Below are 25,443 nucleotides of genomic sequence, written 5' to 3' on the forward strand. Positions count from 1 at the left end.
TAGTACCGTAGTGCCATGTCTCTCTTAGCTGCCTGCCCCGACGAGGGAAACGCGGGCCCCCTGCCCGCCGCCGAGGCCCCGGCAGGAGGCACCGGACTGCTGGCGCCGAATCCCGACGCGGCGCCGCTCGTGGACCCCGCCGCCCTGCAGGACCTGGGCGAGCAGCTGAACAGCCCGGCCGTCGCCAAGGGCTTCGCCCGGGACTACGCACAAATGTGGGACCACCGGTATCAGTCCCTCGCCGGCGCCCTGGACCGCCGCGACCCGGCGGCCGCGCTGGATGCCGTCCTGAGCCTCAAGACCTCCTCCTCGATGGTAGGCGGCCTGCGCCTGGCCAAACTCGCCGCGGAGCTCGAAGCAGCGATCCGGGGCGGCGACCTGGGACAGGCCGCATCGCTGTTGGACGAACTCGCCGCCCGCGGCAGTGAAACCGTGAACGAACTGCAGTTCAGCTACATCCTCTGGGAGCGCTAGGAGCGCTAGGAGCGCTCGGCGTGCTGGGAGCGCTCGGGCGCCAGCCGGTAGCCCACTCCGCGCACCGTCTGGAGCCAGCGCGGCTGCACCGGGTCCTCACGGAGTTTCCGCCGCAGGTTGCCGATGTGCACTTCAACGGCCCGCTCATCGGACTCGCTGATATAGGCGTCGGCCCGGTAGTACTCTCCCCGTACCACCCGCACCAACTCGGTCTTGGACTTCACCGCACCGGCGCCGCGAAGGAGCGCGTGCAGCAGGTCGAACTCGCTGCGGGTGAGGGCGAGCGAATCGCCGTCGATCGTCACCGAACGCATGTCAGGATTCAGGGCCAGCCCGTTGTGGCGCAGTACATTGTCCAGGACCGCGACGGTCCCGTTCTGACGCGCAGACGCCGGGCCCGACGCGCCCTGGCTGTCCTGCCGCGGCCGGCGCATCATCGCGGCAACCCGGGCCCGGAGTTCACGGGGCCGGAAAGGCTTGGTCAGGAAGTCGTCGGCGCCGGTATGGAGCGCGGTCAGCGTGTCGAGTTCATCGGTCCGTGCGGTCAGCATGACAATATACGCGTCGCTGAACTGCCGGATCCGGCGCAGCACCTCGTAGCCGTCGATATCGGGAAGGCCAACGTCGAGCGTGACCACACTCGCGTCCCGACGCCGGACGACCTCGACCCCCTCCCGGCCCTCGGACGCGGAATGCACCTCGAAGCCGGCTTGCCGGAGCACTGCCTCCACAAGGTTGCGAACATCCGCATCGTCCTCAACAACGACGGCCACCCCAAGGTCAGTCATGCCACCCTCACATCCGATGCTGCTGGTCCGCCGGCCGCGGGTTGCTCACCACGGCCGCCGCTACAAAACCGGGGCGGATGCCCCGGACGCCCAAACCGCGCCCCCAGGACGCGGTATACGCATGTCTTGCCACAATACCCATGCCGGGCCGCGATTTTGGTCTCCGGCCCCATGACACGGGGCAACCGTAATATGTTTGTAGTCAAGTATGTGTGACAGCAATGTAAACTCCAGAGGCGAGGAAGGGGCGCTAGTCAGTGGGTGAACGGCGGCTGATTCTCGGCGCGGGCATGGACCGCGACTTTGGGACGCTGACGCCGCGCGCCCGGGTGCTGGCCGGCCAACTGCCGCTGACCCTGCTGCTAGCCGCCGCCATGGCCGCCGCACCGGAGGCCTGGCACCTGCATTTGGCCAATCCTTGGGGCCAGGCCGCCCTCGCGTTGCACGCCGTGGTCCTGCTGGCCTGCTTCCTCGCGCCCTGGCATCGCTTGGGACCGCTGGCGCCGCTGGCCATCCCGGTCCTGGACCTGGTCGCCATCGGCTGCAGCCGGGTGGCGGCCGCGGAGGAACTGCCGGGCTTGGGGGTGCTTTCCGTGCTTCCCGTTGTCTGGATTTCGGCCTCGCGGCTTTCCCCCGCCGCCATCCTCGCCGCCAGTTTCCTGGGGCCACTGCTGGCGGGCCTGCCCTGGTACTTCGCCGCCGCCGCCGGGGACGGTCCCGGACGCATCGCCACAGTGTTGCTGCTGGCACTGGTGACGCTGGCCGTCTCGCTGGCCATGCAGCTCGCACGGGCGCAGTTGCGCCGACAGCAGCACAAGGTCGACGCGGCCGAGGCCGAGCTGCAGGAACTCCTCAAGGAAAGCCGGGAGCGCGAACGGCTGCTCAACGCCATCCTGGACACGATCGACGTCGGAATCATTGCGATCGGGGCCGACGGCCGGCGGTTGCTCACCAACAGTTGGCAGGCCCGGCTGGAGGCGTCCGCGGCGCCTGCGGGTGCGACGCCGGCCGATCCGGAGTGGGAAGAACATCTGCAGCTGACCGGACGGGACCAGTCCACCCCGCTCCCGCCCGGCCGGCGCCCGATCCGCCGGGCGCTGAAGGGCGAGTCATTCGCAGACCATCTGGTCTACTTCGGGGAAGCACCCGGCAGCCGGGTGGTGTCCACCGGCGCGCGGCCGCTGAAGGACGACGACGGCGGCTTCCGCGGCGCCGTCGTCGTGTACAACGAAGTCACCGGGCTGGTCAACGCCCTCGCCGCCAAGGAAGACGTCGTCGCGACGGTATCGCACGAGTTCCGCACCCCGTTGACTTCGATCATCGGCAACCTGGACCTGGTCCTTGGCGAGGAGCTGTCCCTGCCGGTGCTGCGCCGGATCGAGGTGGCGCAGCGCAACGCCGAGCGCCTGCTGGCCCTCGTCTCGGACCTGCTGATGTCCGCCAACTCCGCCGTCCAGGTCCACCCGCGCAGGACCGACCTGGCCGGCCTGGTGGAGGCAACGCTTGGCTCCGCGCAGGCCCATGCGCAGTCCTCCCGGGTGTCATTGGCGATGGACGTGCCGGCGCCGCTGTGGGCGCACGTGGATCCGCTGCGGATCGGCCAGGCCCTGGACAACCTGGTCTCCAACGCCATCAAGTACTCGCCGGACGGCGGGGCCGTGACGGTCACGGCCCGCGCGGACGCCGGCCGGGTGCTCCTGCGGGTGGAGGACAGCGGCATCGGCATGACCGCCGCCGACGCCGAAAAGGTCTTCACCCGTTTCTTCCGAAGCCCGGCGGTGCGGGACGGCGCCATCCCGGGCGCCGGACTTGGCCTGTCCATCACGAAAGCGATCGTCGAGGGCCACGGCGGCTCCATCTCGTGCAGCACCCTGCCCGGCTGCGGGAGCACCTTCACCGTGGACCTGCCGGCCGACGGAGCGCCGGTCGGCTTCTAGGCTGGTTCAGGATTTCCCCACTTTTGGAGCCACTGTCCAGAGCGCCGGTTTTTACTTGCGCAGGGCGCGCGTCAGTTCGGCCCTCGCCAGCAGCCCGCTTGCGGAGGGGTACGCCACCTCTTCGAGCACCAAAGGGTGCGGGGCAGCCAGGACCGACCGGGCATCCCGTTGCCGCGCGATCAGCCGCTCATACAGCCAGCCCGGCTGTTCCACACCGGCCCCGACGTAGAGCGCTGATCCCACGAGCGAGCGGACCATGTTGTGGCAGAAGGCGTCTGCCTGGACGGTGGCGACGATGACGCCGTCGGGGCCGCGGGTGAACTCGAAACGCTGCAGTTCCCGGACGGTCGTGGCTCCTTCGCGCGGTTTGCAGTAGGAACGGAAGTCCTGCAGGCCCAGCAAGCGAGAGGCACCTTCGTTCAGCAGCGCGGTGTCCAGCCGCTCCTTGTGCCAGAGGGTCGAGTACCGCCCCAGCGGGTCCCAAAGGGCGGCGCCGTCCGCGATCCGGTAGCTGTAGCGCCGCCACAGTGCGGAGAATCTGGCGTCGAAGCCTTCCGGGGCGAGGGCGACCCGGTGCACCTCGATCGCGCCGCTGAGATCGCCCAGCCCGCGGCTCAGTGCGCCGCGGAGCCGCCGGAGCAGTGCCGCCGCCGGGTCGAGTTCGGCGCCCCGGTTCAGGCCCTGCCACTCCGTCTCGCTCAGGTCCAGGTGCACCACCTGTCCGCGGGCGTGCACGCCGGCGTCGGTGCGCCCGGCCACGGTGACCCGCACGGGACGGCGGATCAGCAGGGCGAGTGCTTCCTCCAGGACGCCCTGGACGGTCCGGCGCCCCGGCTGCAGGGCCCAGCCGCTGAAGGGGCCGCCGTCGTACGAGAGATCCAGCCGGATACGCAAAAACCCGCCGCCCCCCATAACGGGGGCGGCGGGTTTGAGCTCGTTCATAGACTTAAGTCTATAAGAAGGTTTTAGCGAATTACTTCGCGTCCTTCTCGGACTCGGGGGCAGTTTCCTCCGCGGCCGGAGCCGCTTCGGTCTCTGCTGCTTCGGTCTCTGCGGCCACAGTGGCCTCAGCTGCGGGAGCCTCTTCGGTCTCTGCTGCTTCGGTCTCGGCGACCGGAGCTGCTTCAGCCTTGTCTGCATCCTTCTTGTCAGCGTCGCGCTGCGCGGCGGAGGTAGCCTCGGCTACCACTGCCTGCTTGGCGGAAACCGGCTCGAGGACCAGTTCGATGACAGCCATGGGAGCGTTGTCGCCCTTGCGGTTGCCGATCTTGGTGATGCGGGTGTAGCCACCGTCGCGGTTCTCAACTGCCTGGGCAATGTCGGTGAACAGCTCGTGGACGACGCCCTTGTTGCTGATCAGACCGAGCACACGACGGCGGGAGGCCAGGTCGCCGCGCTTGGCGAAAGTCACCAGGCGCTCGGCGTACGGCTTCAGCCGCTTGGCCTTGGTCACCGTGGTGGTGATCCGCTTGTGCTCGAACAGTGCGGCTGCCAGGTTCGCGAGCATGAGGCGCTCGTGAGCCGGGCCGCCTCCGAGGCGCGGACCCTTAGTGGGGGTAGGCATAACTATTTCTCCTCATATGGAAGCCGGCGGGCTGTGCACGCTGCGGTGCGTCCAGCCTGCTGGCCAAGATCTGTTTTAGAGCTCGTCGTCGCTGAAAGCGGCGTCGTCCTCTTCGATGGCTGCGGCGCGGGCTGCGAGATCGAAACCGGGAGGGGAGTCCTTAAGGGACAGACCCAGTTCAACGAGCTTTGCCTTGACCTCATCGATGGACTTCGCACCGAAGTTACGGATGTCCATCAGGTCAGCCTCGGAGCGGGCAACGAGTTCACCCACGGTGTGGATGCCCTCACGCTTGAGGCAGTTGTAAGAACGGACGGTGAGGTCCAGATCCTCGATCGGCAGGGCCATGTCTGCTGCCAGGGCAGCATCCGTCGGCGACGGGCCAATCTCGATACCTTCAGCTGCGGTGTTCAGCTCGCGGGCCAGACCGAACAGTTCCACCAGGGTGGTACCTGCCGAAGCGACCGCGTCGCGCGGGGCGATGGCCTGCTTGGTCTCGACGTCGACAATGAGCTTGTCGAAGTCAGTGCGCTGCTCAACACGGGTAGCTTCCACGCGGAAAGTAACCTTCAGCACCGGCGAGTAGATCGAGTCGACCGGGATGCGGCCGATCTCGGAGTCGCCGGACTTGTTCTGAGCTGCCGAAACGTAGCCGCGGCCGCGCTCGATGGTCAGTTCGAGTTCGAACTTGCCCTTCGAGTTCAGCGTGGCAATGTGCAGATCCGGGTTGTGGAATTCGACGCCGGCCGGCGGAGCGATGTCCGCGGCGGTGACGACTCCCGGGCCCTGCTTGCGCAGGTAAGCAACAACCGGCTCGTCGTGCTCGGAGGAGACCGACAGGTTCTTGATGTTCAGGATGATCTCGGTGACATCTTCCTTGACACCCGGAACCGTGGTGAACTCGTGCAGCACGCCATCGATCCGGATGCTCGTTACAGAGGCACCGGGAATGGAGGAGAGCAGGGTACGGCGGAGGGAGTTTCCGAGGGTGTAACCGAAGCCCGGTTCCAGCGGTTCAATGATGAAACGGGAACGGTTATCGGAGACGACCTCTTCGGAGAGGGTGGGGCGCTGTGCAATGAGCACTTAGGTTTCCTTTCGGCGAGCATCCGCTATATGACGCAACACAGGTGGTGGAAAGATCGGTCTAATGACTTAACGCGGCTGGGCCTGCCCGGACCGGTGAGGGTCCGGGCAAGCTCCGGCTAAGAATTAGACGCGGCGGCGCTTCGGCGGGCGGCAGCCGTTGTGCGCGCTGGGGGTTACGTCCTGGATGGACCCAACCTCGAGGCCAGCGGCCTGCAGTGAACGGATTGCCGTCTCGCGTCCGGAGCCCGGTCCCTTGACGAATACGTCAACCTTGCGCATGCCGTGCTCCTGTGCACGCTTCGCAGCGGCTTCGGCGGCCATCTGGGCAGCGAACGGGGTGGACTTGCGGGAGCCCTTGAAGCCAACCTCACCGGACGAAGCCCAGGAGATGACAGCACCGTTCGGGTCCGTGATGGAAACGATGGTGTTGTTAAAGGTGCTCTTGATGTGCGCCTGGCCCAGCGCGATATTCTTCTTGTCCTTCTTACGCGGCTTGCGAACCGCGCCACGAGTCTTCGGGGGCATTATTTCTCCTACAGAAAGTTATCGGGGGGAAGACGTGCGGTTTAGCGCGTCTTCTTCTTGCCTGCGACGGTGCGCTTCGGACCCTTGCGGGTACGTGCGTTCGTCTTCGTACGCTGACCGCGCACTGGCAGGCCCTTGCGGTGGCGAATACCTTCGTAGCTGCCGATTTCAACCTTGCGGCGGATATCAGCGGCCACTTCGCGGCGAAGGTCACCCTCAACCTTGTAGTTGCCTTCAATGTAGTCACGCAGCTCAACCAGCTGCGCGTCGGTCAGGTCCTTGACCCGAACGTCAGCGCTGATGCCGGTAGCAGCCAGGGTTTCGTGTGCACGGGTCTTGCCCACGCCGTAGATGTAAGTAAGCGCAATTTCCAACCGCTTTTCGCGGGGAATGTCTACGCCAGCGAGACGAGCCATAGTGGCAGTACTCCTTGTATAAACCGGAGGTCGTAGGCAGTACACCCGCATGTTCAATGCGGCCCCAGCCTCCGACCGGGGGTTAGCTGTCCGGACTCGTTGTTGCTCAGTGTCCCAGATCAGCTTGTGCTGCCTTATTATTTACTTGCGTGGGTTAGCAACCCAGGGTTTTCCCGTGAAGGAAATTAGCCCTGGCGCTGCTTGTGGCGCGGGTTCTCGCAGATCACCATGACCCGGCCATTACGGCGGATCACTTTGCACTTTTCGCAGATCTGCTTGACGCTCGGCTTGACCTTCATGGCGTTCCTTTGCGTGTTGCAGTTGGTCAGCTGGACCGGTCCTCGGTTACTGCCGCGGCCGGCCAGTGTTTACTTGTAGCGGTAGACGATACGACCACGTGTCAGGTCGTACGGGCTCAGCTCCACCACTACCCGGTCCTCAGGGAGAATCCTGATGTAGTGCTGGCGCATCTTTCCAGAGATGTGTGCCAGAACGATGTGCTTGTTGGTGAGCTCAACGCGAAACATCGCGTTAGGCAGCGCCTCAGTCACAACGCCCTCGATCTCAATGACCCCGTCCTTCTTGGCCATACCCTCCGCTAACTGTTGTTGCCACAGCCCCTCCGGCTTGCACCGGCGATCACTGCGGACGTTTTTTGATTGCTTGGCTGAAGCCACCGGCCCACAAAAGGGCACAACAGGGCAGACAACCAACAGACAACACTACGGCATCGCGGGCCGAATGTTAAATCCAGCTATGCTAGCGCACTCCGTCCCGGTATGCACGAAACCGCCCCGCCGGGGTCTCCACCCCGGCCGCGGCCGCGATACCGTCCAGGATGGCCAGCCGGACGACGTCGGCCGCCGCACTCTGCAGCGTCATCAGGCTCAACTGCCGGGCGGACGCGGTGCTGCGGTCCAGCGCCACGGCACCGGTGGCGAGGCAGAAGACCGTGTCGCCGTCGGCCAGGGTGTGGCTTGGATTCAGGGCCCGGGCGAGGCCGGCGTGGGCGGCTGACGCCGTGCGCTTGCATTCGGCCTTGTCCAGGATGGCGTTGGTCGCGACGACGACGAGGGTTGTGTTGAGGTCCGGTGGCACATCCGAAACCCGGAGGCTGTCCGGTGCGGCTTTCGCCTCAGCGAACGGGAGTCCCAGCGCGTTTACTACGGCGAGCGCCCCAACGACGACCGGGCCGTCTTGGGAGATGTTGTCCAGCGTGATGGAGGCGGTGCCAAGGCCGCCTTTGTAGGTTCCCCGGCCGATGAGGGCTCCGGTGCCGGCGCCGACGTTGCCTCGTTCGACGTCGTGCCCGTCCGGGCGGGAGGCGGCGTCTGCGGTGGCGGCGTACCCCATGGCGGCGTCGGGGCGGGCGGTGAAATCGCCGCCCCGGCCCAGATCGAAGATGGCCGCCGCCGGGACGATCGGCACCACCCCGCCAGGCACCGCGAAGCCCCTCCCCTGGTCCTCGCACCAGCGCTGGGCGCCGTGGGCGGATGCCAATCCGAACGCGCTGCCCCCGGTAAGGACCACGGCGTCGACGGCGGTGCTCAGCGTGGTGGGATCCAGCGCGTCGGTCTCGTGCGTTCCGGGGCCGCCGCCGCGGACGTCAACCGAGCCGACCGAGCCCGGTGGGGGAAGCACTACGGTGACGCCGCTCAGCCAGCCGGCCCCGGTCCGGGACGCATGGCCGACGCGGATTCCGGGCACGTCTGTAATCGCTGTCATGGCTCCATTGTGCGCCCCGCTGCCGGGCAATACCGTAGCCGGGATGTCCGCAGTGGCAGGCGAACTTTGTGGAATACTGCAACCAACAAGAGGTAAACGGGCAAGGAAGCCTGACATAACAAAGCTCTGACAAGGCCTTGTGCGGGGTTCCGCCCACCAACAGTGTGGTGAAGTGTTGTTGATCCCCCGCCCAACTGCCTGCCATTGGCAGGCCTGGATCCGTTAGAGACTCCTATGACTAGACAATTGACTGACCGTCCTGCGGCTACCGCCGGGACCGTCACGCCGGGCCCGCGCAGGCGACGCTGGTCCGCCCGGACCCGCAGGGACTTCATCGTATTCCTTGGGCTGGCCCTGCCAAACCTGGCGTTGATAGCGGTGTTCACCTACCTCCCGCTCATCAACAACATCTACTACTCCACCCTGGACTGGACACTGGGCTCTGCCTCGGCCACGGTGGTCGGCTTCGACAACTACATCAACTTCTTCACCAGCGCGGACGCTCCCAAGGTGCTGGGCACCACGGCCGTCTTCACCCTCATCACGGTTGGCGGCTCCATGGTCCTCGGGCTGCTGGTGGCCCTGGCGCTGAACTCCAAGGTCCGCGGCACCACCTTCGCCCGGTCCGCCGTCTTCGCCCCCTACGTGCTGAGCGGGGTCGGTGTCGGGCTTGTCTGGCTGTTCATCTTCGATCCCGGCTACGGCGTGCTGTCCTGGCTGCTGCGCGGGATCGGCCAGCAGAGTCCGCAATGGATCAATGACCCCCAACTCTCCCTGGTCATGGTGATCATCGTCTACGTCTGGAAGAACCTCGGCTACTGCGCCGTCGTCTACCTCGCCGGCCTCCAGTCACTGCCCCAGGACGTCATGGAAGCCGCCTCGCTGGACGGCGCCAACGGGTTCCGCCGCTTCATCAACATGTCGGTCCCGTTGCTCTCCCCCACCACCTTCTTCCTGCTCATCACCACGATGCTCAGTTCCCTGCAGGCGTTCGACCTGATCCGGATCATGACCCCGCTGGGCAACGGCACGTCCACCCTGATCTATGAGGCCTACCTGCAGGCCTTCGGCGCCTTCAACCGCGCCGGTTACTCGGCCTCCATCTCCGTGGTCCTCTTCGCGATCCTCCTGATCATCACCGTGCTGCAGGTGCGGTTCGTAGAACGGAAGGTGCACTACTCGTGAGCACTCTCTCTCCCGTGAACCCGGATCCGGCCGCCAACGCCGGGGCCGCCGGCGGCCCCGAGGCGCCGCCGCAGCGCCAGCGGCCGTTTTCCCGCGCAAACCTGATCCAGACCATCGCCGGCGGCTATGTCCCGCTCATCCTTGCCACCCTCGTGGTGGTCCTTCCGCTGCTCTGGATGGTGCTGAGTTCCTTCAAGCAGCCAGGCGAGATCGTCACGATGGACCTGAAGATCCTGCCGGAAAGCGTGAACCTGGACAACTATCACGTCGCGATGACAACGGTGCCGTTTGCCCGGTTCTTCGTGAACAGCCTGATCGTCACCACCGTGGGCGCCACCGTGAAGGTCATCCTGGCCATCCTCACGGCTTACGCGCTCGTCTTTGTCCGCTTCCCCTTCAAGAACGTCATTTTCATCGTTATCCTGGTCGCGCTCATGGTGCCCCCGCAGGTCTCAATCCTGCCCAACTACATCCTGATCGCGGGCATGGGCGGGAAGAACACCCTGTGGGGGATCATCCTCCCGGGGCTGGGCACTGCATTCGGCACGTTCCTGCTGCGCCAGCACTTCATGACGCTGCCCGGCTCCATCCTCGAGGCTGCCGAGATCGATGGCGCGGGGCACTGGCGGCGGCTCTGGCAGGTCGTCGTCCCGGTCTCCGGCCCCTCCATCGCGACTGTCGCCCTGGTCACCGTGGTGAGCGAATGGAATGACTACATCTGGCCGCTCATCATCACCGACCGACCGGAAACCATGACGCTGCCCGTGGGCCTGACCCTCTTGCAGAATTCGGAAGGCAACGGCTCCGGCTGGGGCATCCTGATGGCCGGCGCGGTGCTGGTGATCGTTCCGATCCTGCTGGTCTTCGCTGCGCTGCAGCGCTACATCGTGGCAGGCCTCACGCAGGGCAGCGTCACCGGGTGACGCCACCACAGAAGCTTCCAGCCGCCCGCCCCCAAAGCATCCCAACATCACAACGAGTTACCACTTTTGAGAGGATCCACCATGGCAATTAATCTTGACCGCAGACACTTCCTTGGCCTGGCCGGCGCGGGCGCAGGAGCCGCGGCCCTGGCGGCCTGCGGGGGCCCCTCCACGGGAGGCGGCACCGCGGCCACAGGCACGGCGGACATCGACTTCAGCGGCGTGAAGCCGGCCTCGTCCTTCGATTTCTGGACCAACCACCCGGGCAAGTCCCAGGAGGTTGAAAAGGCGATCATCGAAAAGTTCCAGGCGAAGTTCCCCGAGATCAAGGTCAACCTGATCACCGCGGGGGCCAACTACGAGGAAATCGCGCAGAAGTTCCAGACGTCGCAGGCCGCGAAGTCGGCCCTGCCGGGCCTCGTGGTCCTCTCCGATGTCTGGTGGTTCCGGTACTTCACCAACGGCAACATCATCCCGCTCGACAGCCTGATCAAGCAGCTGGACATCAAGGTCGACGACTTCCAGAAGTCGCTCGTCGCGGACTACCAGTACGCCGACAAGCAGTGGGCGCTCCCCTACGGCCGCTCCACCCCGCTGTTCTACTACAACAAGGACCACTTCAAGGCCGCGGGCCTGCCGGACCGGGCACCGAAGACCTGGCAGGAGTTCGGCGAATGGGCGCCGAAGCTCAAGGCAAGCTCCGGCGCGCAGTACGCCTACATCTACCCTGCGCTGGCCGGATATGCCGGCTGGACCCTGCAGAACAACCTCTGGGGCTGGGGCGGCAGCTGGTCCAACGAGTGGACCATCAACTGTGATTCCCCCGAGTCGGTGGAGGCTCTCCAGTGGGCCCAGGACTCGATCTACAAGGGCAAGTGGGCCGGTGTCTCCTCCAAGGAGGCCGCGGATGACTTCGCCGCCGGCATTACCTCCACCACGATCGCCTCCACCGGTTCACTGCTGGGTGTGCTGAGCTCGGCCAAGTTCAACGTCGGCGTCGGCTTCCTGCCGGGCGGCCCCAAGAACGAAACCGGCGTCTGCCCCACCGGCGGCGCCGGGCTCGGCATCCCCAGCGGTGTCAGCAAGGAGGTCCAGCTTGCTGCGGCGACCTTCCTGAAGTTCATGACCGAGCCGGAGAACACCGCGGCGTTCTCGGCTGCCACCGGTTACATGCCGACCCGGACCTCCGCAGATATGACCGCGGTGCTCGCCAAGACGCCGCAGATCAAGACCGCCATCGACCAGCTCGCGGTCACCCGGGTGCAGGACAACGCCCGGGTGTTCCTGCCGGGCGCTGACCAGGAAATGGCGAAGGCGGCCGCGGCGATCCTCACGCAGCAGGGCGATGTCAAGGCCACCATGACCGCGCTCAAGGGCACCCTCGAAGGGATCTACACCAAGGACGTGAAGCCGAAGCTGAAGAGCTGACGCTGTTCTCCCTGCCTGACGATACGACGAATCCCTGGCGACGCTGGTAATCCAGCGTCGCCAGGGATTCGTCGTCTCACGGCCGGTCCGGCGCGTCGCCGTGCCGCCACGACGGGGGTCCTAGGGAATCGGGACGGGTACGACGCCGAGCGGCGCCAGCTTCGCGGCTCCCCCGTCGGGCGCGGAAAGCACCCAGATGCCCTTGTCGTGCACCGCAACGGAGTGCTCCCACTGGCAGGAGCGCTTCCCGTCCGTGGTGACGACGGTCCAGTCGTCGTCGAGGGTGGCGGTTTCGATACTGCCGCGGACCAGCATGGGTTCGATGGCAAGGCACAGCCCTGGACGGATCTTGGGCCCGCGGTGGCCCGTGCGGTAGTTCAGCACGTCCGGCGCCATGTGCATCTCGGAGCCGATGCCGTGGCCCACGTAGTCCTCCAGGATGCCCAGCGGCTTGCCCGGAACCGAGGAGACATAATCGTCGACGGCGTTGCCGATATCACCGACGAACTTGCCGGTGGCCAGCGCCGCGATGCCGCGCCACATGGCCGCCTCGGTGACGTCGGAGAGCCGCTGGTCCTCCGGGTCGGCCGTGCCCACGATGACTGTCCGGGCCGAGTCGGAGTGCCAGCCGTCCACGATGGCGCCGCCGTCAATCGAGATGATGTCCCCGTCCTGCAGGACACGGTCGCCCGGGATGCCGTGCACCACTTCCTCGTTCACCGAGGTGCAGATGGTGGCCGGAAAGCCGTGGTAGCCGAGGAAGTTGGACTTCGCGCCGGCGTCCTGCAGCACGCCGGCGAACACGGCGTCGAGGTCACGGGTGGTCACTCCGGGCACGGCTGCCCCCACGGCGGCGTCGAGCGCGCGGCTCAGCACCAGCCCGGCGTCGTGCATGGTCCGCATCTGAGCGTTGGTCTTGTATTCAATGCGGGGCTGGCCGAATGCCATCCTCAGCGTCCTTTCGATGGTGCCGCGCGGCCCGGTGAGGGGTGTGCGGACAAATGGCTGAGGCTCCTCCCGGCAATGCGGGAGGAGCCTCGGTAGTTACGGGCCCGGATCAGGCGGACTGTGCCGCTTTGATGGCCTGCATGACGCGGTCGGTGACCTCGTCGATGCCGCCGATGCCGTCGACCTGGGTCAGGATGCCCCGCTCGGCATACTTGGCCACCACGGCTTCCGTCTGGCCATGGTAGAGGTCAAGCCGGTGGCGGATGACGGCTTCGTTGTCATCGCTGCGTCCGGTGTCCTTCGCACGGCCCAGCAGGCGGGTGACGAGTTCCTCGTCGTCGGCCGTCAGCTGCAGGACGACGTCGAGCTTCTGGTCGCCGTCGGCGAGGATCGCGTCGAGGTAGTCCACCTGCGCGGTGGTCCGCGGGTAACCGTCGAGCAGGAAGCCGGCTTCGACGTCGGCCTCGGTGAGGCGGTCCCGGACCATCTTGTTGGTCACGCTGTCCGGGACGAAGTCGCCCGCGTCCATGTACTTCTTGGCTTCGATGCCGAGCGGCGTCTCACCCTTGACGTTGGCACGGAAGATGTCGCCGGTGGAGATCGCAACAACGCCGAGGCGCTCCGAAATACGTTCCGCCTGTGTCCCCTTGCCGGAACCCGGAGGTCCGATAATCAACATTCTCGTCATCGCAAAAGCCCTTCGTAGTGACGCTGCTGTAGCTGCGCATCAATCTGCTTGACGGTCTCCAAACCTACGCCCACCATGATCAGGATCGAGGTGCCACCGAACGGGAAGTTCTGGTTGGCGTTGATCAGGACCAAGGCAATCAGCGGGATCAGGGCCACAAAGCCCAGATAGATCGCGCCGGGCAGGGTGATCCTGGAAAGCACATACTGCAGGTAGTCCGCGGTCGGCTTGCCGGCACGGATACCCGGAATGAAGCCGCCGTACTTCTTCATGTTGTCAGAAACTTCCTCAGGGTTGAAAGTGATCGCAACATAGAAGTAAGTGAAGAACACAATCATGGCGAAGTACAGGGCCATGTAGATGGGGTGGTCACCGCGGGTCAGGTTGTTGCTGATCCACTCAACCCAGGGAGCCACGGGCTCGCCCGGTTTGGGCTGGTTGAACTGTGAGATCAGGCCCGGCAGGTACAGCATCGAGGAGGCGAAGATGACGGGCACGACGCCGGCCATGTTCACCTTGATGGGAATGTAAGTGCTGGTGCCGCCCACGGTGCGGCGGCCGATCATGCGCTTGGCGTACTGCACGGGGATGCGGCGCTGGGACTGCTCCACGAAGACAACCAGCGCCACAGTCAGCAGGCCGATGACCAGGACCATAAAGAAGGTGCCCGGGCCCTGGGCCTTCCAAATGGCGCCGAGGGAGGTGGGGAAGCCTGCGGCGATCGAGGTGAAGATGAGCAACGACATGCCGTTGCCCACGCCCTTCTCGGTGACAAGCTCGCCCATCCACATGATCAGGCCGGTTCCGGCCGTCAGGGTGATGATGATCAGGATCGTGGTGATGATGCTGGAGTCCGGGATGATCGGCAGCTGGCAGTTCGGCAACAGCTGGCCGGAACGCGCGAGCGACACCAGCGTCGTGGCGTTCAGGAGGCCCAGGGCGATCGTCAGGTAACGGGTGTACTGCGTCAGCTTGGACTGGCCCGAGGCGCCCTCGTCGTAGAGCTGCTGGAACCGGGGAATAACCACGCGGAGCAGCTGGACGATGATGCTGGCCGTGATGTACGGCATGATCCCGAGCGCGAAGATTGAGACCTGCAGCAATGCACCGCCGCTGAACAGGTTGACGAGCTGGTAGATCCCGCCCGAGGTCTGACCGTTCTGCAAGCATTGCTGGACATTCTGGTAGTTCACACCAGGCGAGGGGATGAAGGCACCCAAGCGGAAGATTGTGATGATTCCCAGCGTGAACAACAACTTGCGTCGCAGATCAGGCGTGCGAAAGGCCCGGCCAAATGCGCTAAGCAAGCGTCCTCCTGAGTAATAAGTAAAGTCGTGTGAGATAGGTCAAATAAACCCAACAACCGAGTCTAACGGGTGGATGCGTCCGGCGAACAATCGGCATGGCCCGGAAAATGAAAAAACTCCCGGCACCGGGGGCCTTAGCCCCACGGTGCCGGGAGTTCCAACAACGGGCGAGTGCCCCGCCGCCTCCTTAGAGGGCAGTGGTGCTTCCGCCTGCTGCGGCAATCTTCTCTGCGGCGCTGGTCGAGAATGCGTGGACGGTGACGTCAACCTTGACGGTGATGTCGCCGGTGCCCAGCACCTTGACGGGCTGGTTCTTGCGAACGGCACCCTTTTCGACCAGGTTCTCCACGGTGACTGCGCCACCTTCCGGGAACAGCTCGTTGAGCTTGTCCAGGTTTACAACCTGGTACTCAACCCGGAACGGGTTCTTGAAGCCGCGCAGCTTCGGCAGGCGCATGTGCAGCGGCAGCTGGCCGCCGGCAAAGCCAGCCTTGATCTGGTAGCGGGCCTTCGTACCCTTGGTACCGCGACCAGCGGTCTTACCCTTGGAACCTTCACCACGACCAACGCGGGTCTTGGCGGTCTTGGCACCCGGGGCGGGACGCAGGTGGTGAACCTTCAGTGCGTTCTGCTTCTCAGCAGCGGCGCCCTGTGCCTTCTCGGCGGTGTTCTTCTCTGCCATTTACTTCGCCTCCTCTACCTTTACCAGGTGCGGAACCGTGTTGAGCATTCCGACGGTCACGGCGTCAGCGGTGCGGACAACGGTGTGTCCGATCCGCTTCAGGCCGAGGGACCGAAGGGTGTCGCGCTGGTTCTGCTTGCCGCCAATGGCGGACTTGATCTGAGTGATCTCCAACTGAGCGTCGGAGGGAATCAGGTTCTTAGCCATGACTCAGACACCTGCCTTCTGGTTCAGGAGCGCCTTCACCATTGCCGGCGGAGCGACCTCATCGAGCGGGAGGCCGCGGCGTGCTGCCACTGCTGCCGGCTCTTCGAGGCGCTTCAGTGCGTCAACAGTCGCGTGAACGATGTTGATGGCGTTGGAGGAACCGAGCGACTTGGAGAGGATGTCGTGGATGCCCACGCACTCCAGTACTGCACGGACCGGACCGCCGGCGATAACACCGGTACCGGCGGAGGCCGGACGCAGCATAACAACGCCTGCGGCGGCTTCACCCTGAACGCGGTGCGGGATGGTGCTGCCGATGCGCGGAACGCGGAAGAAGGACTTCTTGGCCTCTTCGACACCCTTCGCAATGGCGGCGGGAACTTCCTTGGCCTTGCCGTAGCCGACGCCGACCATACCGTTGCCGTCACCGACGACGACGAGGGCGGTGAAGCTGAAGCGACGACCACCCTTGACGACCTTGGAAACGCGGTTGATGGTTACGACGCGCTCTACGAACTGGCTCTTCTCGGCTTCGCGGCCGCCGTCGCGGCCACCACGGCCACCACGGCCCTGGCCGCGGTCGCCACGCTCGCCACGACGGGCGCCACCACGGCGGTCGTCAGTGGTAGCAGGCGCAGCGGTCTCAGCTGCCGGAGCAGCTACAGCTTCAGTCACCTGAATGTCCTTTTCGTTATTTTCGGTCACAGTGCCAGCCCACCTTCACGTGCGCCGTCAGCGACGGCGGCGATCCGGCCGTGGTACTTGTTACCACCGCGGTCGAAGACAACAGCTTCGATCCCTGCAGCCTTGGCGCGCTCGGCGACGAGCTCGCCAACGCGCTTGGCCTTGGCGGTCTTGTCACCGTCGAATGCACGAAGGTCGGCTTCCAGAGTGGACGCGCTCGCTACGGTCAGGCCCTTGGTGTCATCGACAACCTGGACGAATACGTGGCGTGCGGAACGGTTGACGACCAGACGCGGACGTACAGCCGTACCGGAGATGCGCTTGCGGATACGAAGCTGGCGGCGGCTGCGCTGGGCAGACTTGCTCTTGTTCGTACGCTTCTTGTTAATTGCGATGGCCATGGTTACTTACCAGCCTTTCCGACCTTGCGGCGGATGACTTCGCCGGCGTAGCGGATGCCCTTGCCCTTATAGGGGTCCGGCTTCCGCAGCTTGCGAATGTTGGCAGCAACCTCGCCGACCTGCTGCTTGGAGATACCTGAAACAGAGAGCTTGGTCGGGGTCTCAACTGCAAAGGTGATGCCGTTCGGAGCCGAGACGTTGACCGGGTGGCTGTAGCCCAGAGCGAACTCCAGGTCAGAACCCTTGGCCTGGACGCGGTAACCGGTACCGACAATCTCAAGCTTCTTCTCGTAGCCTGCGGTAACGCCCTGGATCATGTTGGCGATCAGGGTGCGGGTCAGGCCGTGCAGCGAACGGGAGGCGCGCTCGTCGTTCGGGCGGGCGACAGTCAGGGTGCCTTCTTCCAGGGTGACCTCGATCGGGCTGGCCACAGTGTGGCTCAGCTCGCCCTTGGAACCCTTGACGCTGACGACAGAGCCGTCAACCTTGACCTCAACGCCGGCAGGAACGGTGATGGGGAGACGTCCAATACGTGACATTATTCTCTTCCTTTCCCGTTACCAGACGTAAGCGAGGACTTCGCCGCCCACGCCCTTCTTGCCGGCCTGCTTGTCAGTCAGGAGGCCGGAAGAGGTGGACAGGATTGCGATACCCAGGCCACCCAGCACGTGCGGCAGGTTGGTGGACTTTGCGTAAACGCGCAGTCCCGGCTTGGAAATACGACGAACGCCAGCGATGGAACGCTCGCGGTTCGGACCGAACTTGAGCTCGAGGGTCAGCTTCTTGCCAACCTCCGCGTCTTCTTCCTTCCAGGAGGCAATGAAGCCTTCTGCCTTCAGGATGTCAGCAACGCGTGCCTTGAGCTTGCTGTAAGGCATAGACACGGAATCGTGGTATGCCGAGTTTGCATTGCGCAGACGCGTAAGCATATCTGCGACAGGATCTGTCATAGTCATGTGGGCTCTTGCCCTTCCTCATAACGGTTTCCGCTGCCCTGGCAACAAAGCCAGTCAGTCGGACCTTTTACGTAGCTAGATTAATCTTCGGTCTTGAACGGGAAGCCAAGCGCCTTGAGCAGCGCGCGGCCTTCGTCGTCGGTCTTGGCGGTGGTCACGACGGTGATGTCCATGCCGCGAACGCGGTCAATGGAATCCTGGTCGATCTCATGGAACATAACCTGCTCGGTCAGACCGAAGGTGTAGTTGCCGTTGCCGTCGAACTGCTTGCCGCTGAGGCCCCGGAAGTCGCGGATACGCGGCAGTGCCAGCGTGACCAGACGGTCCAGGAATTCCCACATGCGGTCGCCACGCAGAGTTGCGTGCGCACCGATCGGCATGCCTTCGCGCAGCTTGAACTGTGCGATCGACTTGCGGGCTTTGGTTACCTGCGGCTTCTGGCCGGTGATCAGGGTCAGATCGCGGACAGCGCCGTCGATCAGCTTGGAGTCCTTGGCGGCATCTCCAACACCCATGTTCACAACGACCTTCACCAGACGGGGAACCTGGTTGACGTTCTCGTACTTGAATTCCTCAACGAGCGAGCTCTTGATGGAATCCGCGTACTTGGTCTTCAGACGAGGAACGATCTTGCTTGCCGGAGTCTCGAGAGTCTCAGTCATTAGATGTCCTTCCCTGAGCTCTTGGCCACGCGGACACGCACTTCGCGCTTCACGCCATCGCGCTCAACGGTCTCGGTGCGGAAACCGACGCGGGTGGGCTTCTTGGTGGAGGGGTCAACCAGAGCCACGTTGGAGATGTGGATTGAAGCCTCAACGACCTCGATGCCACCGGTCTTGGTGCCGCGCTGCGACTGACCGACCTTGGTGTGCTTGGTTACGCGGTTAATGCCTTCGACCAACACGCGGTTGGTCTCCGGGAAAACGCGCAGAACCTTGCCCTGCTTGCCACGGTCGCCGCCGCGCTCAGCCTTGGCGCCAGTGATGACCTGAACGAGGTCACCCTTTTTGATCTTAGCCATGGACTAGAGCACCTCCGGAGCCAGAGAAACGATCTTCATGAACTTCTTATCGCGAAGTTCACGACCAACCGGTCCGAAGATACGGGTACCGCGGGGGTCACCGTCGTTCTTCAGGATCACAGCTGCGTTCTCGTCAAACTTGATGTAGGAACCATCCGCACGGCGGCGTTCCTTCTTGGTACGGACGATGACAGCCTTGACGACGTCGCCCTTCTTTACGTTGCCGCCCGGAATTGCGTCCTTGACGGTAGCGACGATCACGTCGCCAATGCCTGCGTAGCGACGGCCAGATCCACCGAGAACGCGAATGGTAAGGATTTCCTTAGCACCCGTGTTGTCGGCGACCTTGAGTCGCGACTCCTGCTGAATCACTATTTACTCCTTGCGTCGCGCCGGTTCTCAGACCGAAAATCTTCCTACGGAATGAGCCTTGCGGAACGGTTGATCGGGGTGTCTCTTGACCTGCCTGGATTTTGCCAGACCAGGCCTAAACGCCCGTGCCAAAAACAGTTGCTTCCCATGCGCGCGGGGCGCGAGGGGGCACTATGCCGTGGCACGATTGTTTACGAGGTTGATGATGACGCACGAAAGGCGCCATACAAACTCAAAATCTTAGCACGTTTCCGCCACATCCCCATATCACAGCTGCCGGTCGCCCGCCCACAACGCGCGAACGGACACTTGAGGCCCGCCTGCTCCTCCCCCACAAAGCGCGAACGGACACTTGAGGCCCCAGGGGCGGCCACGCGCGGGGCCGCAAGTGTACGTTCGCGCGTGGGCCTGGGCGCGAAGTGTACGTTCCGCGCGTGTGGCGGGGCGTCGGGTGGGGGCCGCGGGCCGGGAGCGGCCGACGCCGTCACTCAGGACCGTCTTTTGGCCCGCCCTCCGCCGCCCTCCCCCGCAAACCCGGCCCGCCGGCGTCGTACTCTAGCTGAACGCTGGAAGGGATGCCCCAGGGGGCCGGGCGCCCGGGAACGAGGAAACCCCCGCTCCCAGGAGGGAACGGGGGTTTCGGCGCAGATCCCCTTGCGGGGCAGCTGCAGGTGTTACTTGGCCTTCTCGAGGATCTCCACCAGGCGCCACCGCTTGGTAGCGGACAGCGGGCGGGTCTCGGCGAGGAGAACGAGGTCGCCGATGCCGGCGGAGTTCTCTTCGTCGTGAGCCTTGATCTTCGTGTTGCGGCGCATCACCTTGCCGTAAAGGGCGTGCTTCACGCGGTCTTCGACCTGGACAACGATGGTCTTTTCCATCTTGTCCGAGACGACGTAGCCGCGCTTCGTCTTACGGTAACCGCGCTCGTCAGCCTTGGCTGCGTCGGAAACAGTTTCCGTCACGTTCTCGTCCTTTTCACTCACTTGGCATCCTCCTCGGTCTCAACCGTTTCAGCCTTGTCAGCCTTCTTGGTTGCAGCCTTCTTGGACTTCTTTTCTTCCTTGGCTTCCACAACCGGTGCGGCAACCTCGGCACGAATGCCCAGCTCGCGCTCACGGAGAACGGTGTAGATGCGTGCGATGTCCTTCTTTACCGCGCGCAGACGACCGTGGTTCTCCAGCTGTCCGGTGGCGGACTGGAAACGCAGGTTGAACAGCTCTTCCTTGGCCTTGCGGAGTTCTTCAACGAGACGCTCGTTGTCGAAACCGTCCAGCTGTGCGGATGCAAGTTCCTTGGATCCTACTGCCATTTCTACTCACCACCTTCGCGACGCACAATGCGTGCCTTCAACGGCAGCTTGTGGATTGCCAGGCGCAGGGCCTCGCGAGCTACCTCTTCACTGACACCGGAGAGTTCGAAGAGAACCCGGCCCGGCTTGACGTTTGAGACCCACCATTCCGGAGAACCCTTACCGGAACCCATACGGGTTTCGGCAGGCTTCTTCGTCAGCGGACGGTCCGGGTAGATGTTGATCCAGACCTTGCCGCCACGCTTGATGTGGCGGGTCATCGCGATACGGGCTGATTCGATCTGACGGTTGGTGACGTAGGCCGGGCTCAGAGCCTGGATACCCCACTCACCGAACGAGACCTCGGTGCCGCCCGTGGCAGCGCCGGAACGACCCGGGTGGTGCTGCTTACGGTGCTTTACTCGACGCGGGATAAGCATTTAAGCCTGTCCTCCTTCTACTGCCGGTGCAGCTGCTTCGACAGCCGGAGCTTCGGCAGCAGCGGGTGCAGCCTCGGCCGGGCGGTCGTTACGACGACGGCGGTCACCACGGTCAGCGCCACCCGGGCGGCCCGGACGATCGCTGGCACCACGGCCGCGGGACGGGGCAGCAGCTGCCTGCTGAGCCAGTTCCTTGGCGGTGACGTCACCCTTGTAGATCCAGACCTTCACGCCGATGCGGCCGAAGGTGGTCTTGGCCTCGTAGAAGCCGTAGTCGATGTTCGCGCGGAGGGTGTGCAGGGGCACACGGCCTTCGCGGTAGAACTCCGAGCGGGACATTTCTGCGCCACCCAGTCGACCCGAGCAAGCGATACGGATGCCCTTGGCACCGGCACGCTGCGCGGACTGCATTGCCTTCTTCATCGCACGGCGGAAAGCCACGCGGGAAGTCAGCTGCTCTGCAACGCCCTGGGCAACAAGCTGCGCTTCCATCTCGGGGTTCTTGACCTCGAGGATGTTCAGCTGGACCTGCTTGCCCGTGAGCTTTTCGAGCTCGCCGCGGATGCGGTCTGCTTCGGCGCCGCGGCGGCCGATCACGATGCCCGGACGTGCCGTGTGGATATCCACGCGGACACGGTCGCGGGTGCGCTCGATCTCAACCTTGGCGATACCGGCGCGCTCCATGCCCGTGGACATGAGCTGGCGGATGCGGATGTCTTCGCGAACGAAGTCCTTGTACCGCTGGCCGGCCTTGGTGCTGTCGGCGAACCAGTGCGATACGTGATCGGTGGTGATACCGAGTCGGAACCCGTGCGGGTTAACTTTCTGTCCCACTTAGCGAGCCTCCTCTTTCTCCGGGGTAGCGACTACCACGGTGATGTGGCTCGTGCGCTTCTTGATCTGAAATGCACGACCCTGGGCACGCGGCTGGAACCGCTTCATGGTCGGGCCTTCATCAACAAACGCTTCGCTGATGATGAGGTCACCTTCGTCAAACGCCACGCCGTCGCGGTCCGCGAGGACCCGGGCGTTGGAGATTGCCGACTGAACTACCTTGAATACCGGCTCAGAAGCTGCCTGCGGGGCAAACTTCAGAATTGCCAGAGCCTCGTTCGCTTGCTTACCACGAACAAGGTTGACGACGCGCCGGGCCTTCATAGGCGTTACGCGGATGTGACGCGCAATTGCCTTGGCTTCCATTGCTTTCCTTCTCTCGTCTTTGACGTAAGTGCAGGCGCCTAGCGGCGCTTGCCCTTACGGTCGTCCTTGACATGGCCGCGGAATGTCCGCGTGGGAGCGAATTCGCCGAGCTTGTGCCCGACCATCGACTCAGTGACAAACACCGGGATGTGCTTGCGTCCGTCGTGCACGGCGATCGTGTGGCCGAGCATGTCGGGGACGATCATCGAACGGCGGGACCAGGTCTTAATGACGTTCTTGGTGCCCTTTTCGTTTTCCCTGGCTACCTTCACAAAGAGGTGCTGGTCAACGAAAGGACCTTTTTTCAGGCTGCGTGGCATGTGTCCAGGCTCCTATCGCTTGTTCTTGCCAGTACGACGGCGACGAACAATAAGCTTGTCGCTCTCTTTGTTGGGACGGCGGGTGCGGCCTTCGCGCTTACCGTTCGGGTTGACGGGGTGACGTCCACCGGACGTCTTACCCTCGCCACCACCGTGCGGGTGGTCGACCGGGTTCATGGCGACACCACGGACGGTCGGGCGGACGCCCTTCCAGCGCATACGGCCGGCCTTACCCCAGTTGATGTTCGACTGCTCGGCGTTGCCGACCTCGCCGACGGTTGCGCGGCAGCGCACGTCAACGTTGCGGATTTCGCCGGAAGGCAGACGCAGCTGGGCGAAACGGCCTTCCTTTGCAACGAGCTGGATCGATGCGCCGGCGGAGCGGCCCATCTTGGCGCCGCCACCCGGACGCAGTTCAACTGCGTGGATTACGGTACCGACCGGGATGTTGCGCAGCGGAAGGTTGTTGCCGGGCTTGATGTCAGCGTCGGCACCCGCTTCCACGGTGTCACCCTGGGCCAGCTTGTTCGGGGCGATGATGTAACGCTTGGTGCCATCAACGTAGTGCAGGAGGGCGATGCGAGCCGTGCGGTTCGGATCGTACTCGATTTCGGCAACGCGGGCGTTGACGCCGTCCTTGTCGTGGCGACGGAAGTCGATCAGACGGTACTGGCGCTTGTGTCCACCACCCTTGTGACGGGTCGTGATCTTACCGGTGTTGTTACGGCCACCCTTTTTCGGGAGGGGACGTACCAACGACTTTTCCGGCGTCGACCGCGTGATTTCGGTGAAGTCCGCTACGCTCGAGCCACGACGGCCCGGGGTAGTCGGCTTGTACTTACGGATTCCCATAATTTATTTCCTCGTTAAAGTGGTCTCCGCTACGAGAGCGGACCGCCGAAGATGTCGATAGTGCCTTCTTTGAGGCTCACAATGGCACGCTTGGTGTTCTTGCGGGTACCCCATCCGAATTTGGTGCGCTTGCGCTTACCGGCACGGTTGATGGTGTTGATCGATTCGACCTTGACGGAGAAAATCTTCTCCACGGCCAGCTTGATCTCGGTCTTGTTCGAGCGGGGGTCCACCAGGAAGGTGTACTTGCCCTCGTCGATCAGGCCGTAGCTCTTTTCCGAAACGACGGGTGCAAGCACGACGTCGCGCGGGTCTTTGATGGTGGCTGCGCTCACTTGGCATCCTCCTCGTTCTTTGCAGCCTTGTCAGCAACGAATGCTTCGTAGGCAGCCTTGGTGAAGACTACGTCGTCAGAAACGAGCACGTCGTAGGTGTTCAGCTGGTCTGCGTACAGAACGTGAACATCCTCGAGGTTGCGCACGGAGAGTGCAGCAACATCGTTGGCGCGGTCGATGACAACGAGCAGGTTCTTGCGCTCGGAGACGCCACGCAGCGTTGCCAGTGCTTCACGGGAGGACGGCTTGGTGCCGGCGACCAGTTCAGCAACGACGTGGATGCGGCCGTTGCGGGCGCGGTCAGAGAGAGCGCCGCGCAGGGCAGCAGCAATCATCTTCTTGGGGGTGCGCTGGCTGTAGTCACGCGGCGTCGGGCCGTGGACAATGCCACCACCGGTCATGTGAGGAGCACGGATGGAACCCTGACGGGCGCGGCCGGTGCCCTTCTGCTTGAACGGCTTGCGACCTGCACCGGAAACTTCGGCGCGGGTCTTGGTCTTGTGGGTACCCTGGCGAGCAGCAGCGAGCTGTGCAACGACGACCTGGTGCAGCAGCGGCACGTTGGTCTGTACGTCGAAGATCTCTGCAGGCAGGTCAACCTTGACAGTGCTAGTCATTGAACTAGGCTCCCTTCACGGCGGTGCGTACGAGTACGACCTGGCCGCGGGCGCCGGGGACGGCACCCTTGATCAGGAGCAGCGACTTCTCGACGTCAACCGCGTGGACCGTGAGGTTCAGCGTGGTGTGACGAACGGCGCCCATGCGGCCGGCCATTTTCATGCCCTTGAAGACGCGGCTCGGGGTGGATGCGCCACCGATGGAACCGGGCTTACGGTGGTTCTTGTGGGCACCGTGGGAAGCTCCAACGCCGTGGAAGCCGTGACGCTTCATAACACCGGCGAAGCCCTTACCCTTGGTGGTGCCAACGACGTCGATCTTCTGGCCGGCTTCGAAGAGCTCAACGGAGAGCTCCTGGCCCAGCTCGTAAGAGTCAGCATCTGCAGTGCGCAGTTCTACGACGTGGCGGCGAGGCGTGACGCCTGCCTTTTCAAAGTGACCAGCCAGCGGCTTGGTGACCTTGCGGGGGTCGATCTGGCCGTAGCCGATCTGAACGGCGACGTAGCCATCAGTCTCTGCGTTGCGCAGCTGCGTGATGACGTTCGAGTCAGCCTGGACCACAGTGACGGGGATGAGCTTGTTGTTCTCGTCCCAGACCTGGGTCATGCCGAGCTTCGTGCCCAGCAGGCCCTTTACGTTACGGGTTGCGGTCATAGTCTCTCAGCACCTCCCTAAAGCTTGATTTCGATGTTCACGTCGGCCGGCAGGTCGAGACGCATGAGCGAATCAACAGCCTTGGGCGTGGGATCGATGATGTCGATAAGACGCTTGTGCGTGCGCATTTCAAAGTGCTCGCGGCTGTCCTTGTACTTGTGCGGAGAGCGGATTACGCAGTAAATGTTCTTCTCCGTCGGCAGCGGCACGGGGCCAACTACAGTTGCGCCTGCGCGCGTGACCGTCTCAACGATCTTCCGTGCTGAAACGTCAATGACCTCGTGGTCGTATGACTTCAGCCGGATGCGGATTTTTTGTCCCGCCATGTCGCCTGACTCTCTTTCAGTCTGTGCTTCCCCTGTTTAGGGCTGCCCTGTTTACTTACTCGTTGTATGGCTGCCGAAGCATTTGAAGTC

General features: G+C 63.9%; 37 protein-coding genes. 5 read left to right on the plus strand and 32 right to left on the minus strand.

The features are described from left to right. Window positions 1-15 precede the first annotated feature (15 nt). On the plus strand, window positions 16-474 hold the full coding sequence (locus ACUYM2_RS14030; RefSeq protein WP_481600614.1) for an Hpt domain-containing protein: 459 nt from the start codon (window positions 16-18) through the stop codon (window positions 472-474). Window positions 475-479: 5 nt separating this feature from the next. Here the strand turns inward: ACUYM2_RS14030 and ACUYM2_RS14035 are convergent, their stop codons facing one another. Next, window positions 480-1,262: a response regulator transcription factor gene (locus ACUYM2_RS14035; RefSeq protein WP_481600615.1), complete on the minus strand. Its 783-nt coding sequence runs from the start codon at window positions 1,260-1,262 to the stop codon at window positions 480-482. Between the two features lie 257 nt (window positions 1,263-1,519). Here ACUYM2_RS14035 and ACUYM2_RS14040 point away from each other — a divergent pair, with 257 nt between their 5' ends. After that, on the plus strand, window positions 1,520-3,199 hold the full coding sequence (locus ACUYM2_RS14040) for a sensor histidine kinase (protein WP_481600616.1): 1,680 nt from the start codon (window positions 1,520-1,522) through the stop codon (window positions 3,197-3,199). Between the two features lie 51 nt (window positions 3,200-3,250). Here ACUYM2_RS14040 and ACUYM2_RS14045 read toward each other — a convergent pair whose 3' ends face one another. The 8 genes from ACUYM2_RS14045 to ACUYM2_RS14080 all read right to left on the minus strand — a co-directional run bounded on the left by ACUYM2_RS14045 (window position 3,251) and on the right by ACUYM2_RS14080 (window position 8,518). Beyond that, window positions 3,251-4,141: a tRNA pseudouridine synthase A gene (locus ACUYM2_RS14045; protein ID WP_481600617.1), complete on the minus strand. Its 891-nt coding sequence runs from the start codon at window positions 4,139-4,141 to the stop codon at window positions 3,251-3,253. 31 nt (window positions 4,142-4,172) lie between these two features. Then, window positions 4,173-4,763 carry a 50S ribosomal protein L17 gene (gene rplQ / locus ACUYM2_RS14050; RefSeq protein WP_481600618.1) on the minus strand — a complete coding sequence of 197 codons (591 nt, stop codon included), beginning with the start codon at window positions 4,761-4,763 and terminating at the stop codon, window positions 4,173-4,175. A 75-nt stretch (window positions 4,764-4,838) separates the two neighbouring features. Further along, entirely contained in the window at window positions 4,839-5,849 is a 1,011-nt protein-coding gene (locus ACUYM2_RS14055) for a DNA-directed RNA polymerase subunit alpha (protein ID WP_024366109.1), read from the minus strand. A gap of 126 nt (window positions 5,850-5,975) precedes the next feature. Continuing rightward, on the minus strand, window positions 5,976-6,377 hold the full coding sequence (rpsK, locus tag ACUYM2_RS14060) for a 30S ribosomal protein S11 (protein WP_018773682.1): 402 nt from the start codon (window positions 6,375-6,377) through the stop codon (window positions 5,976-5,978). Window positions 6,378-6,418: 41 nt separating this feature from the next. Beyond that, window positions 6,419-6,793: a 30S ribosomal protein S13 gene (gene rpsM, locus ACUYM2_RS14065; RefSeq protein WP_481600619.1), complete on the minus strand. Its 375-nt coding sequence runs from the start codon at window positions 6,791-6,793 to the stop codon at window positions 6,419-6,421. A gap of 185 nt (window positions 6,794-6,978) precedes the next feature. Next, entirely contained in the window at window positions 6,979-7,092 is a 114-nt protein-coding gene (gene rpmJ / locus ACUYM2_RS14070) for a 50S ribosomal protein L36 (protein WP_009358722.1), read from the minus strand. 69 nt (window positions 7,093-7,161) lie between these two features. Then, window positions 7,162-7,383: a translation initiation factor IF-1 gene (gene infA, locus ACUYM2_RS14075; RefSeq protein ID WP_009358723.1), complete on the minus strand. Its 222-nt coding sequence runs from the start codon at window positions 7,381-7,383 to the stop codon at window positions 7,162-7,164. Between the two features lie 169 nt (window positions 7,384-7,552). Next, on the minus strand, window positions 7,553-8,518 hold the full coding sequence (locus ACUYM2_RS14080; RefSeq protein ID WP_481600620.1) for a P1 family peptidase: 966 nt from the start codon (window positions 8,516-8,518) through the stop codon (window positions 7,553-7,555). 234 nt (window positions 8,519-8,752) lie between these two features. On the opposite strand from ACUYM2_RS14080, the gene ACUYM2_RS14085 reads away from it, so the two are divergent. From ACUYM2_RS14085 to ACUYM2_RS14095, 3 genes are all read left to right on the plus strand, one after another. Then, on the plus strand, window positions 8,753-9,703 hold the full coding sequence (locus ACUYM2_RS14085; protein ID WP_481600621.1) for a carbohydrate ABC transporter permease: 951 nt from the start codon (window positions 8,753-8,755) through the stop codon (window positions 9,701-9,703). Then, window positions 9,700-10,626 carry a carbohydrate ABC transporter permease gene (locus tag ACUYM2_RS14090; protein WP_481600622.1) on the plus strand — a complete coding sequence of 309 codons (927 nt, stop codon included), beginning with the start codon at window positions 9,700-9,702 and terminating at the stop codon, window positions 10,624-10,626. The genes ACUYM2_RS14085 and ACUYM2_RS14090 overlap by 4 nt, the downstream gene beginning before the upstream one ends. An 81-nt stretch (window positions 10,627-10,707) precedes the next feature. Further along, window positions 10,708-12,054: an ABC transporter substrate-binding protein gene (locus ACUYM2_RS14095; RefSeq protein ID WP_481600623.1), complete on the plus strand. Its 1,347-nt coding sequence runs from the start codon at window positions 10,708-10,710 to the stop codon at window positions 12,052-12,054. 120 nt (window positions 12,055-12,174) lie between these two features. On the opposite strand, the gene map is transcribed toward ACUYM2_RS14095, so the two are convergent. From map to rpsJ, 23 genes are all read right to left on the minus strand, one after another. Continuing rightward, window positions 12,175-13,002 (minus strand): type I methionyl aminopeptidase, encoded by an 828-nt coding sequence (gene map / locus ACUYM2_RS14100; protein ID WP_481600624.1) that lies wholly within the window; start codon window positions 13,000-13,002, stop codon window positions 12,175-12,177. A gap of 109 nt (window positions 13,003-13,111) precedes the next feature. Beyond that, complete coding sequence (locus ACUYM2_RS14105; protein ID WP_481601499.1) at window positions 13,112-13,681, minus strand: adenylate kinase; 570 nt, start codon at window positions 13,679-13,681, stop codon at window positions 13,112-13,114. A gap of 5 nt (window positions 13,682-13,686) precedes the next feature. Next, entirely contained in the window at window positions 13,687-14,997 is a 1,311-nt protein-coding gene (gene secY, locus ACUYM2_RS14110) for a preprotein translocase subunit SecY (protein WP_481600625.1), read from the minus strand. A 187-nt stretch (window positions 14,998-15,184) separates the two neighbouring features. Next, entirely contained in the window at window positions 15,185-15,679 is a 495-nt protein-coding gene (rplO, locus tag ACUYM2_RS14115) for a 50S ribosomal protein L15 (RefSeq protein ID WP_481600626.1), read from the minus strand. Beyond that, window positions 15,680-15,886, minus strand: coding sequence for a 50S ribosomal protein L30 (gene rpmD, locus ACUYM2_RS14120; protein ID WP_056626615.1), 207 nt, complete (start codon window positions 15,884-15,886; stop codon window positions 15,680-15,682). A 3-nt stretch (window positions 15,887-15,889) separates the two neighbouring features. Continuing rightward, entirely contained in the window at window positions 15,890-16,561 is a 672-nt protein-coding gene (gene rpsE / locus ACUYM2_RS14125; RefSeq protein WP_481600627.1) for a 30S ribosomal protein S5, read from the minus strand. A 26-nt stretch (window positions 16,562-16,587) separates the two neighbouring features. Beyond that, window positions 16,588-16,971 carry a 50S ribosomal protein L18 gene (gene rplR / locus ACUYM2_RS14130; RefSeq protein ID WP_018773674.1) on the minus strand — a complete coding sequence of 128 codons (384 nt, stop codon included), beginning with the start codon at window positions 16,969-16,971 and terminating at the stop codon, window positions 16,588-16,590. A 2-nt stretch (window positions 16,972-16,973) separates the two neighbouring features. After that, window positions 16,974-17,510, minus strand: coding sequence for a 50S ribosomal protein L6 (gene rplF / locus ACUYM2_RS14135; RefSeq protein ID WP_481600628.1), 537 nt, complete (start codon window positions 17,508-17,510; stop codon window positions 16,974-16,976). 18 nt (window positions 17,511-17,528) lie between these two features. Next, entirely contained in the window at window positions 17,529-17,927 is a 399-nt protein-coding gene (rpsH, locus tag ACUYM2_RS14140) for a 30S ribosomal protein S8 (RefSeq protein ID WP_056737814.1), read from the minus strand. Between the two features lie 80 nt (window positions 17,928-18,007). Then, entirely contained in the window at window positions 18,008-18,589 is a 582-nt protein-coding gene (gene rplE, locus ACUYM2_RS14145) for a 50S ribosomal protein L5 (protein ID WP_056425240.1), read from the minus strand. Further along, window positions 18,589-18,948 carry a 50S ribosomal protein L24 gene (gene rplX, locus ACUYM2_RS14150; RefSeq protein WP_066436866.1) on the minus strand — a complete coding sequence of 120 codons (360 nt, stop codon included), beginning with the start codon at window positions 18,946-18,948 and terminating at the stop codon, window positions 18,589-18,591. The genes rplE and rplX overlap by 1 nt, the downstream gene beginning before the upstream one ends. A 3-nt stretch (window positions 18,949-18,951) precedes the next feature. Continuing rightward, window positions 18,952-19,320: a 50S ribosomal protein L14 gene (rplN, locus tag ACUYM2_RS14155; protein WP_003803789.1), complete on the minus strand. Its 369-nt coding sequence runs from the start codon at window positions 19,318-19,320 to the stop codon at window positions 18,952-18,954. Window positions 19,321-19,994: 674 nt separating this feature from the next. After that, window positions 19,995-20,303, minus strand: a complete 309-nt coding sequence (gene rpsQ / locus ACUYM2_RS14160) for a 30S ribosomal protein S17 (protein WP_056737811.1) — start codon at window positions 20,301-20,303, stop codon at window positions 19,995-19,997. Beyond that, entirely contained in the window at window positions 20,300-20,629 is a 330-nt protein-coding gene (gene rpmC / locus ACUYM2_RS14165; RefSeq protein ID WP_011692802.1) for a 50S ribosomal protein L29, read from the minus strand. The genes rpsQ and rpmC overlap by 4 nt, the downstream gene beginning before the upstream one ends. Window positions 20,630-20,631: 2 nt before the next feature. Then, window positions 20,632-21,048, minus strand: coding sequence for a 50S ribosomal protein L16 (gene rplP, locus ACUYM2_RS14170; protein WP_138768571.1), 417 nt, complete (start codon window positions 21,046-21,048; stop codon window positions 20,632-20,634). Then, window positions 21,049-21,882 carry a 30S ribosomal protein S3 gene (rpsC, locus tag ACUYM2_RS14175; protein WP_479781407.1) on the minus strand — a complete coding sequence of 278 codons (834 nt, stop codon included), beginning with the start codon at window positions 21,880-21,882 and terminating at the stop codon, window positions 21,049-21,051. Next, on the minus strand, window positions 21,883-22,248 hold the full coding sequence (gene rplV, locus ACUYM2_RS14180) for a 50S ribosomal protein L22 (protein ID WP_003803798.1): 366 nt from the start codon (window positions 22,246-22,248) through the stop codon (window positions 21,883-21,885). Between the two features lie 38 nt (window positions 22,249-22,286). Then, entirely contained in the window at window positions 22,287-22,568 is a 282-nt protein-coding gene (rpsS, locus tag ACUYM2_RS14185) for a 30S ribosomal protein S19 (protein WP_018773666.1), read from the minus strand. A gap of 12 nt (window positions 22,569-22,580) precedes the next feature. Next, a complete protein-coding gene (rplB, locus tag ACUYM2_RS14190) occupies window positions 22,581-23,420 on the minus strand; it encodes a 50S ribosomal protein L2 (protein ID WP_024366131.1) in 840 nt (279 codons plus the stop codon). 29 nt (window positions 23,421-23,449) lie between these two features. Further along, entirely contained in the window at window positions 23,450-23,755 is a 306-nt protein-coding gene (gene rplW / locus ACUYM2_RS14195; RefSeq protein ID WP_018773664.1) for a 50S ribosomal protein L23, read from the minus strand. Next, window positions 23,752-24,372 (minus strand): 50S ribosomal protein L4, encoded by a 621-nt coding sequence (gene rplD, locus ACUYM2_RS14200; RefSeq protein ID WP_481600629.1) that lies wholly within the window; start codon window positions 24,370-24,372, stop codon window positions 23,752-23,754. The genes rplW and rplD overlap by 4 nt, the downstream gene beginning before the upstream one ends. A 4-nt stretch (window positions 24,373-24,376) precedes the next feature. Then, the gene (gene rplC, locus ACUYM2_RS14205; protein WP_003803812.1) at window positions 24,377-25,027 is read right to left on the minus strand and encodes a 50S ribosomal protein L3; all 651 of its coding nucleotides are present in this window, start codon (window positions 25,025-25,027) and stop codon (window positions 24,377-24,379) included. 17 nt (window positions 25,028-25,044) lie between these two features. After that, a complete protein-coding gene (gene rpsJ, locus ACUYM2_RS14210) occupies window positions 25,045-25,353 on the minus strand; it encodes a 30S ribosomal protein S10 (RefSeq protein ID WP_038464699.1) in 309 nt (102 codons plus the stop codon). Window positions 25,354-25,443: the final 90 nt, after the last annotated feature.

Source organism: Arthrobacter sp. SD1074B (assembly GCF_056780195.1).

What these genes read in the sequence shown, in the direction of transcription:
- rpmD (WP_056626615.1), bottom strand. Translation starts at nt 15,886, where the DNA reads ATGGCTAAGAACCTGATTCCCTCCGACGCTCAGTTGGAGATCACTCAG.
- rplR (WP_018773674.1), bottom strand. Translation starts at nt 16,971, where the DNA reads ATGGCCATCGCAATTAACAAGAAGCGTACGAACAAGAGCAAGTCTGCC.
- ACUYM2_RS14085 (WP_481600621.1), top strand. Translation starts at nt 8,753, where the DNA reads ATGACTAGACAATTGACTGACCGTCCTGCGGCTACCGCCGGGACCGTC.
- ACUYM2_RS14030 (WP_481600614.1), top strand. Translation starts at nt 16, where the DNA reads ATGTCTCTCTTAGCTGCCTGCCCCGACGAGGGAAACGCGGGCCCCCTG.
- rplP (WP_138768571.1), bottom strand. Translation starts at nt 21,048, where the DNA reads ATGCTTATCCCGCGTCGAGTAAAGCACCGTAAGCAGCACCACCCGGGT.
- rpmC (WP_011692802.1), bottom strand. Translation starts at nt 20,629, where the DNA reads ATGGCAGTAGGATCCAAGGAACTTGCATCCGCACAGCTGGACGGTTTC.
- rpsH (WP_056737814.1), bottom strand. Translation starts at nt 17,927, where the DNA reads ATGACTATGACAGATCCTGTCGCAGATATGCTTACGCGTCTGCGCAAT.
- ACUYM2_RS14105 (WP_481601499.1), bottom strand. Translation starts at nt 13,681, where the DNA reads ATGTTGATTATCGGACCTCCGGGTTCCGGCAAGGGGACACAGGCGGAA.
- ACUYM2_RS14035 (WP_481600615.1), bottom strand. Translation starts at nt 1,262, where the DNA reads ATGACTGACCTTGGGGTGGCCGTCGTTGTTGAGGACGATGCGGATGTT.
- rplO (WP_481600626.1), bottom strand. Translation starts at nt 15,679, where the DNA reads ATGGCAGAGAAGAACACCGCCGAGAAGGCACAGGGCGCCGCTGCTGAG.
- rpsS (WP_018773666.1), bottom strand. Translation starts at nt 22,568, where the DNA reads ATGCCACGCAGCCTGAAAAAAGGTCCTTTCGTTGACCAGCACCTCTTT.
- rplD (WP_481600629.1), bottom strand. Translation starts at nt 24,372, where the DNA reads ATGACTAGCACTGTCAAGGTTGACCTGCCTGCAGAGATCTTCGACGTA.
- rpmJ (WP_009358722.1), bottom strand. Translation starts at nt 7,092, where the DNA reads ATGAAGGTCAAGCCGAGCGTCAAGCAGATCTGCGAAAAGTGCAAAGTG.
- map (WP_481600624.1), bottom strand. Translation starts at nt 13,002, where the DNA reads ATGGCATTCGGCCAGCCCCGCATTGAATACAAGACCAACGCTCAGATG.
- rplX (WP_066436866.1), bottom strand. Translation starts at nt 18,948, where the DNA reads ATGGCTAAGATCAAAAAGGGTGACCTCGTTCAGGTCATCACTGGCGCC.
- ACUYM2_RS14080 (WP_481600620.1), bottom strand. Translation starts at nt 8,518, where the DNA reads ATGACAGCGATTACAGACGTGCCCGGAATCCGCGTCGGCCATGCGTCC.
- rplE (WP_056425240.1), bottom strand. Translation starts at nt 18,589, where the DNA reads ATGACTGAGACTCTCGAGACTCCGGCAAGCAAGATCGTTCCTCGTCTG.
- ACUYM2_RS14045 (WP_481600617.1), bottom strand. Translation starts at nt 4,141, where the DNA reads ATGAACGAGCTCAAACCCGCCGCCCCCGTTATGGGGGGCGGCGGGTTT.
- rplB (WP_024366131.1), bottom strand. Translation starts at nt 23,420, where the DNA reads ATGGGAATCCGTAAGTACAAGCCGACTACCCCGGGCCGTCGTGGCTCG.
- rpsJ (WP_038464699.1), bottom strand. Translation starts at nt 25,353, where the DNA reads ATGGCGGGACAAAAAATCCGCATCCGGCTGAAGTCATACGACCACGAG.
- rplV (WP_003803798.1), bottom strand. Translation starts at nt 22,248, where the DNA reads ATGGAAGCCAAGGCAATTGCGCGTCACATCCGCGTAACGCCTATGAAG.
- rplQ (WP_481600618.1), bottom strand. Translation starts at nt 4,763, where the DNA reads ATGCCTACCCCCACTAAGGGTCCGCGCCTCGGAGGCGGCCCGGCTCAC.
- rpsK (WP_018773682.1), bottom strand. Translation starts at nt 6,377, where the DNA reads ATGCCCCCGAAGACTCGTGGCGCGGTTCGCAAGCCGCGTAAGAAGGAC.
- rplC (WP_003803812.1), bottom strand. Translation starts at nt 25,027, where the DNA reads ATGACCGCAACCCGTAACGTAAAGGGCCTGCTGGGCACGAAGCTCGGC.
- rpsM (WP_481600619.1), bottom strand. Translation starts at nt 6,793, where the DNA reads ATGGCTCGTCTCGCTGGCGTAGACATTCCCCGCGAAAAGCGGTTGGAA.
- rplF (WP_481600628.1), bottom strand. Translation starts at nt 17,510, where the DNA reads ATGTCACGTATTGGACGTCTCCCCATCACCGTTCCTGCCGGCGTTGAG.
- ACUYM2_RS14095 (WP_481600623.1), top strand. Translation starts at nt 10,708, where the DNA reads ATGGCAATTAATCTTGACCGCAGACACTTCCTTGGCCTGGCCGGCGCG.
- infA (WP_009358723.1), bottom strand. Translation starts at nt 7,383, where the DNA reads ATGGCCAAGAAGGACGGGGTCATTGAGATCGAGGGCGTTGTGACTGAG.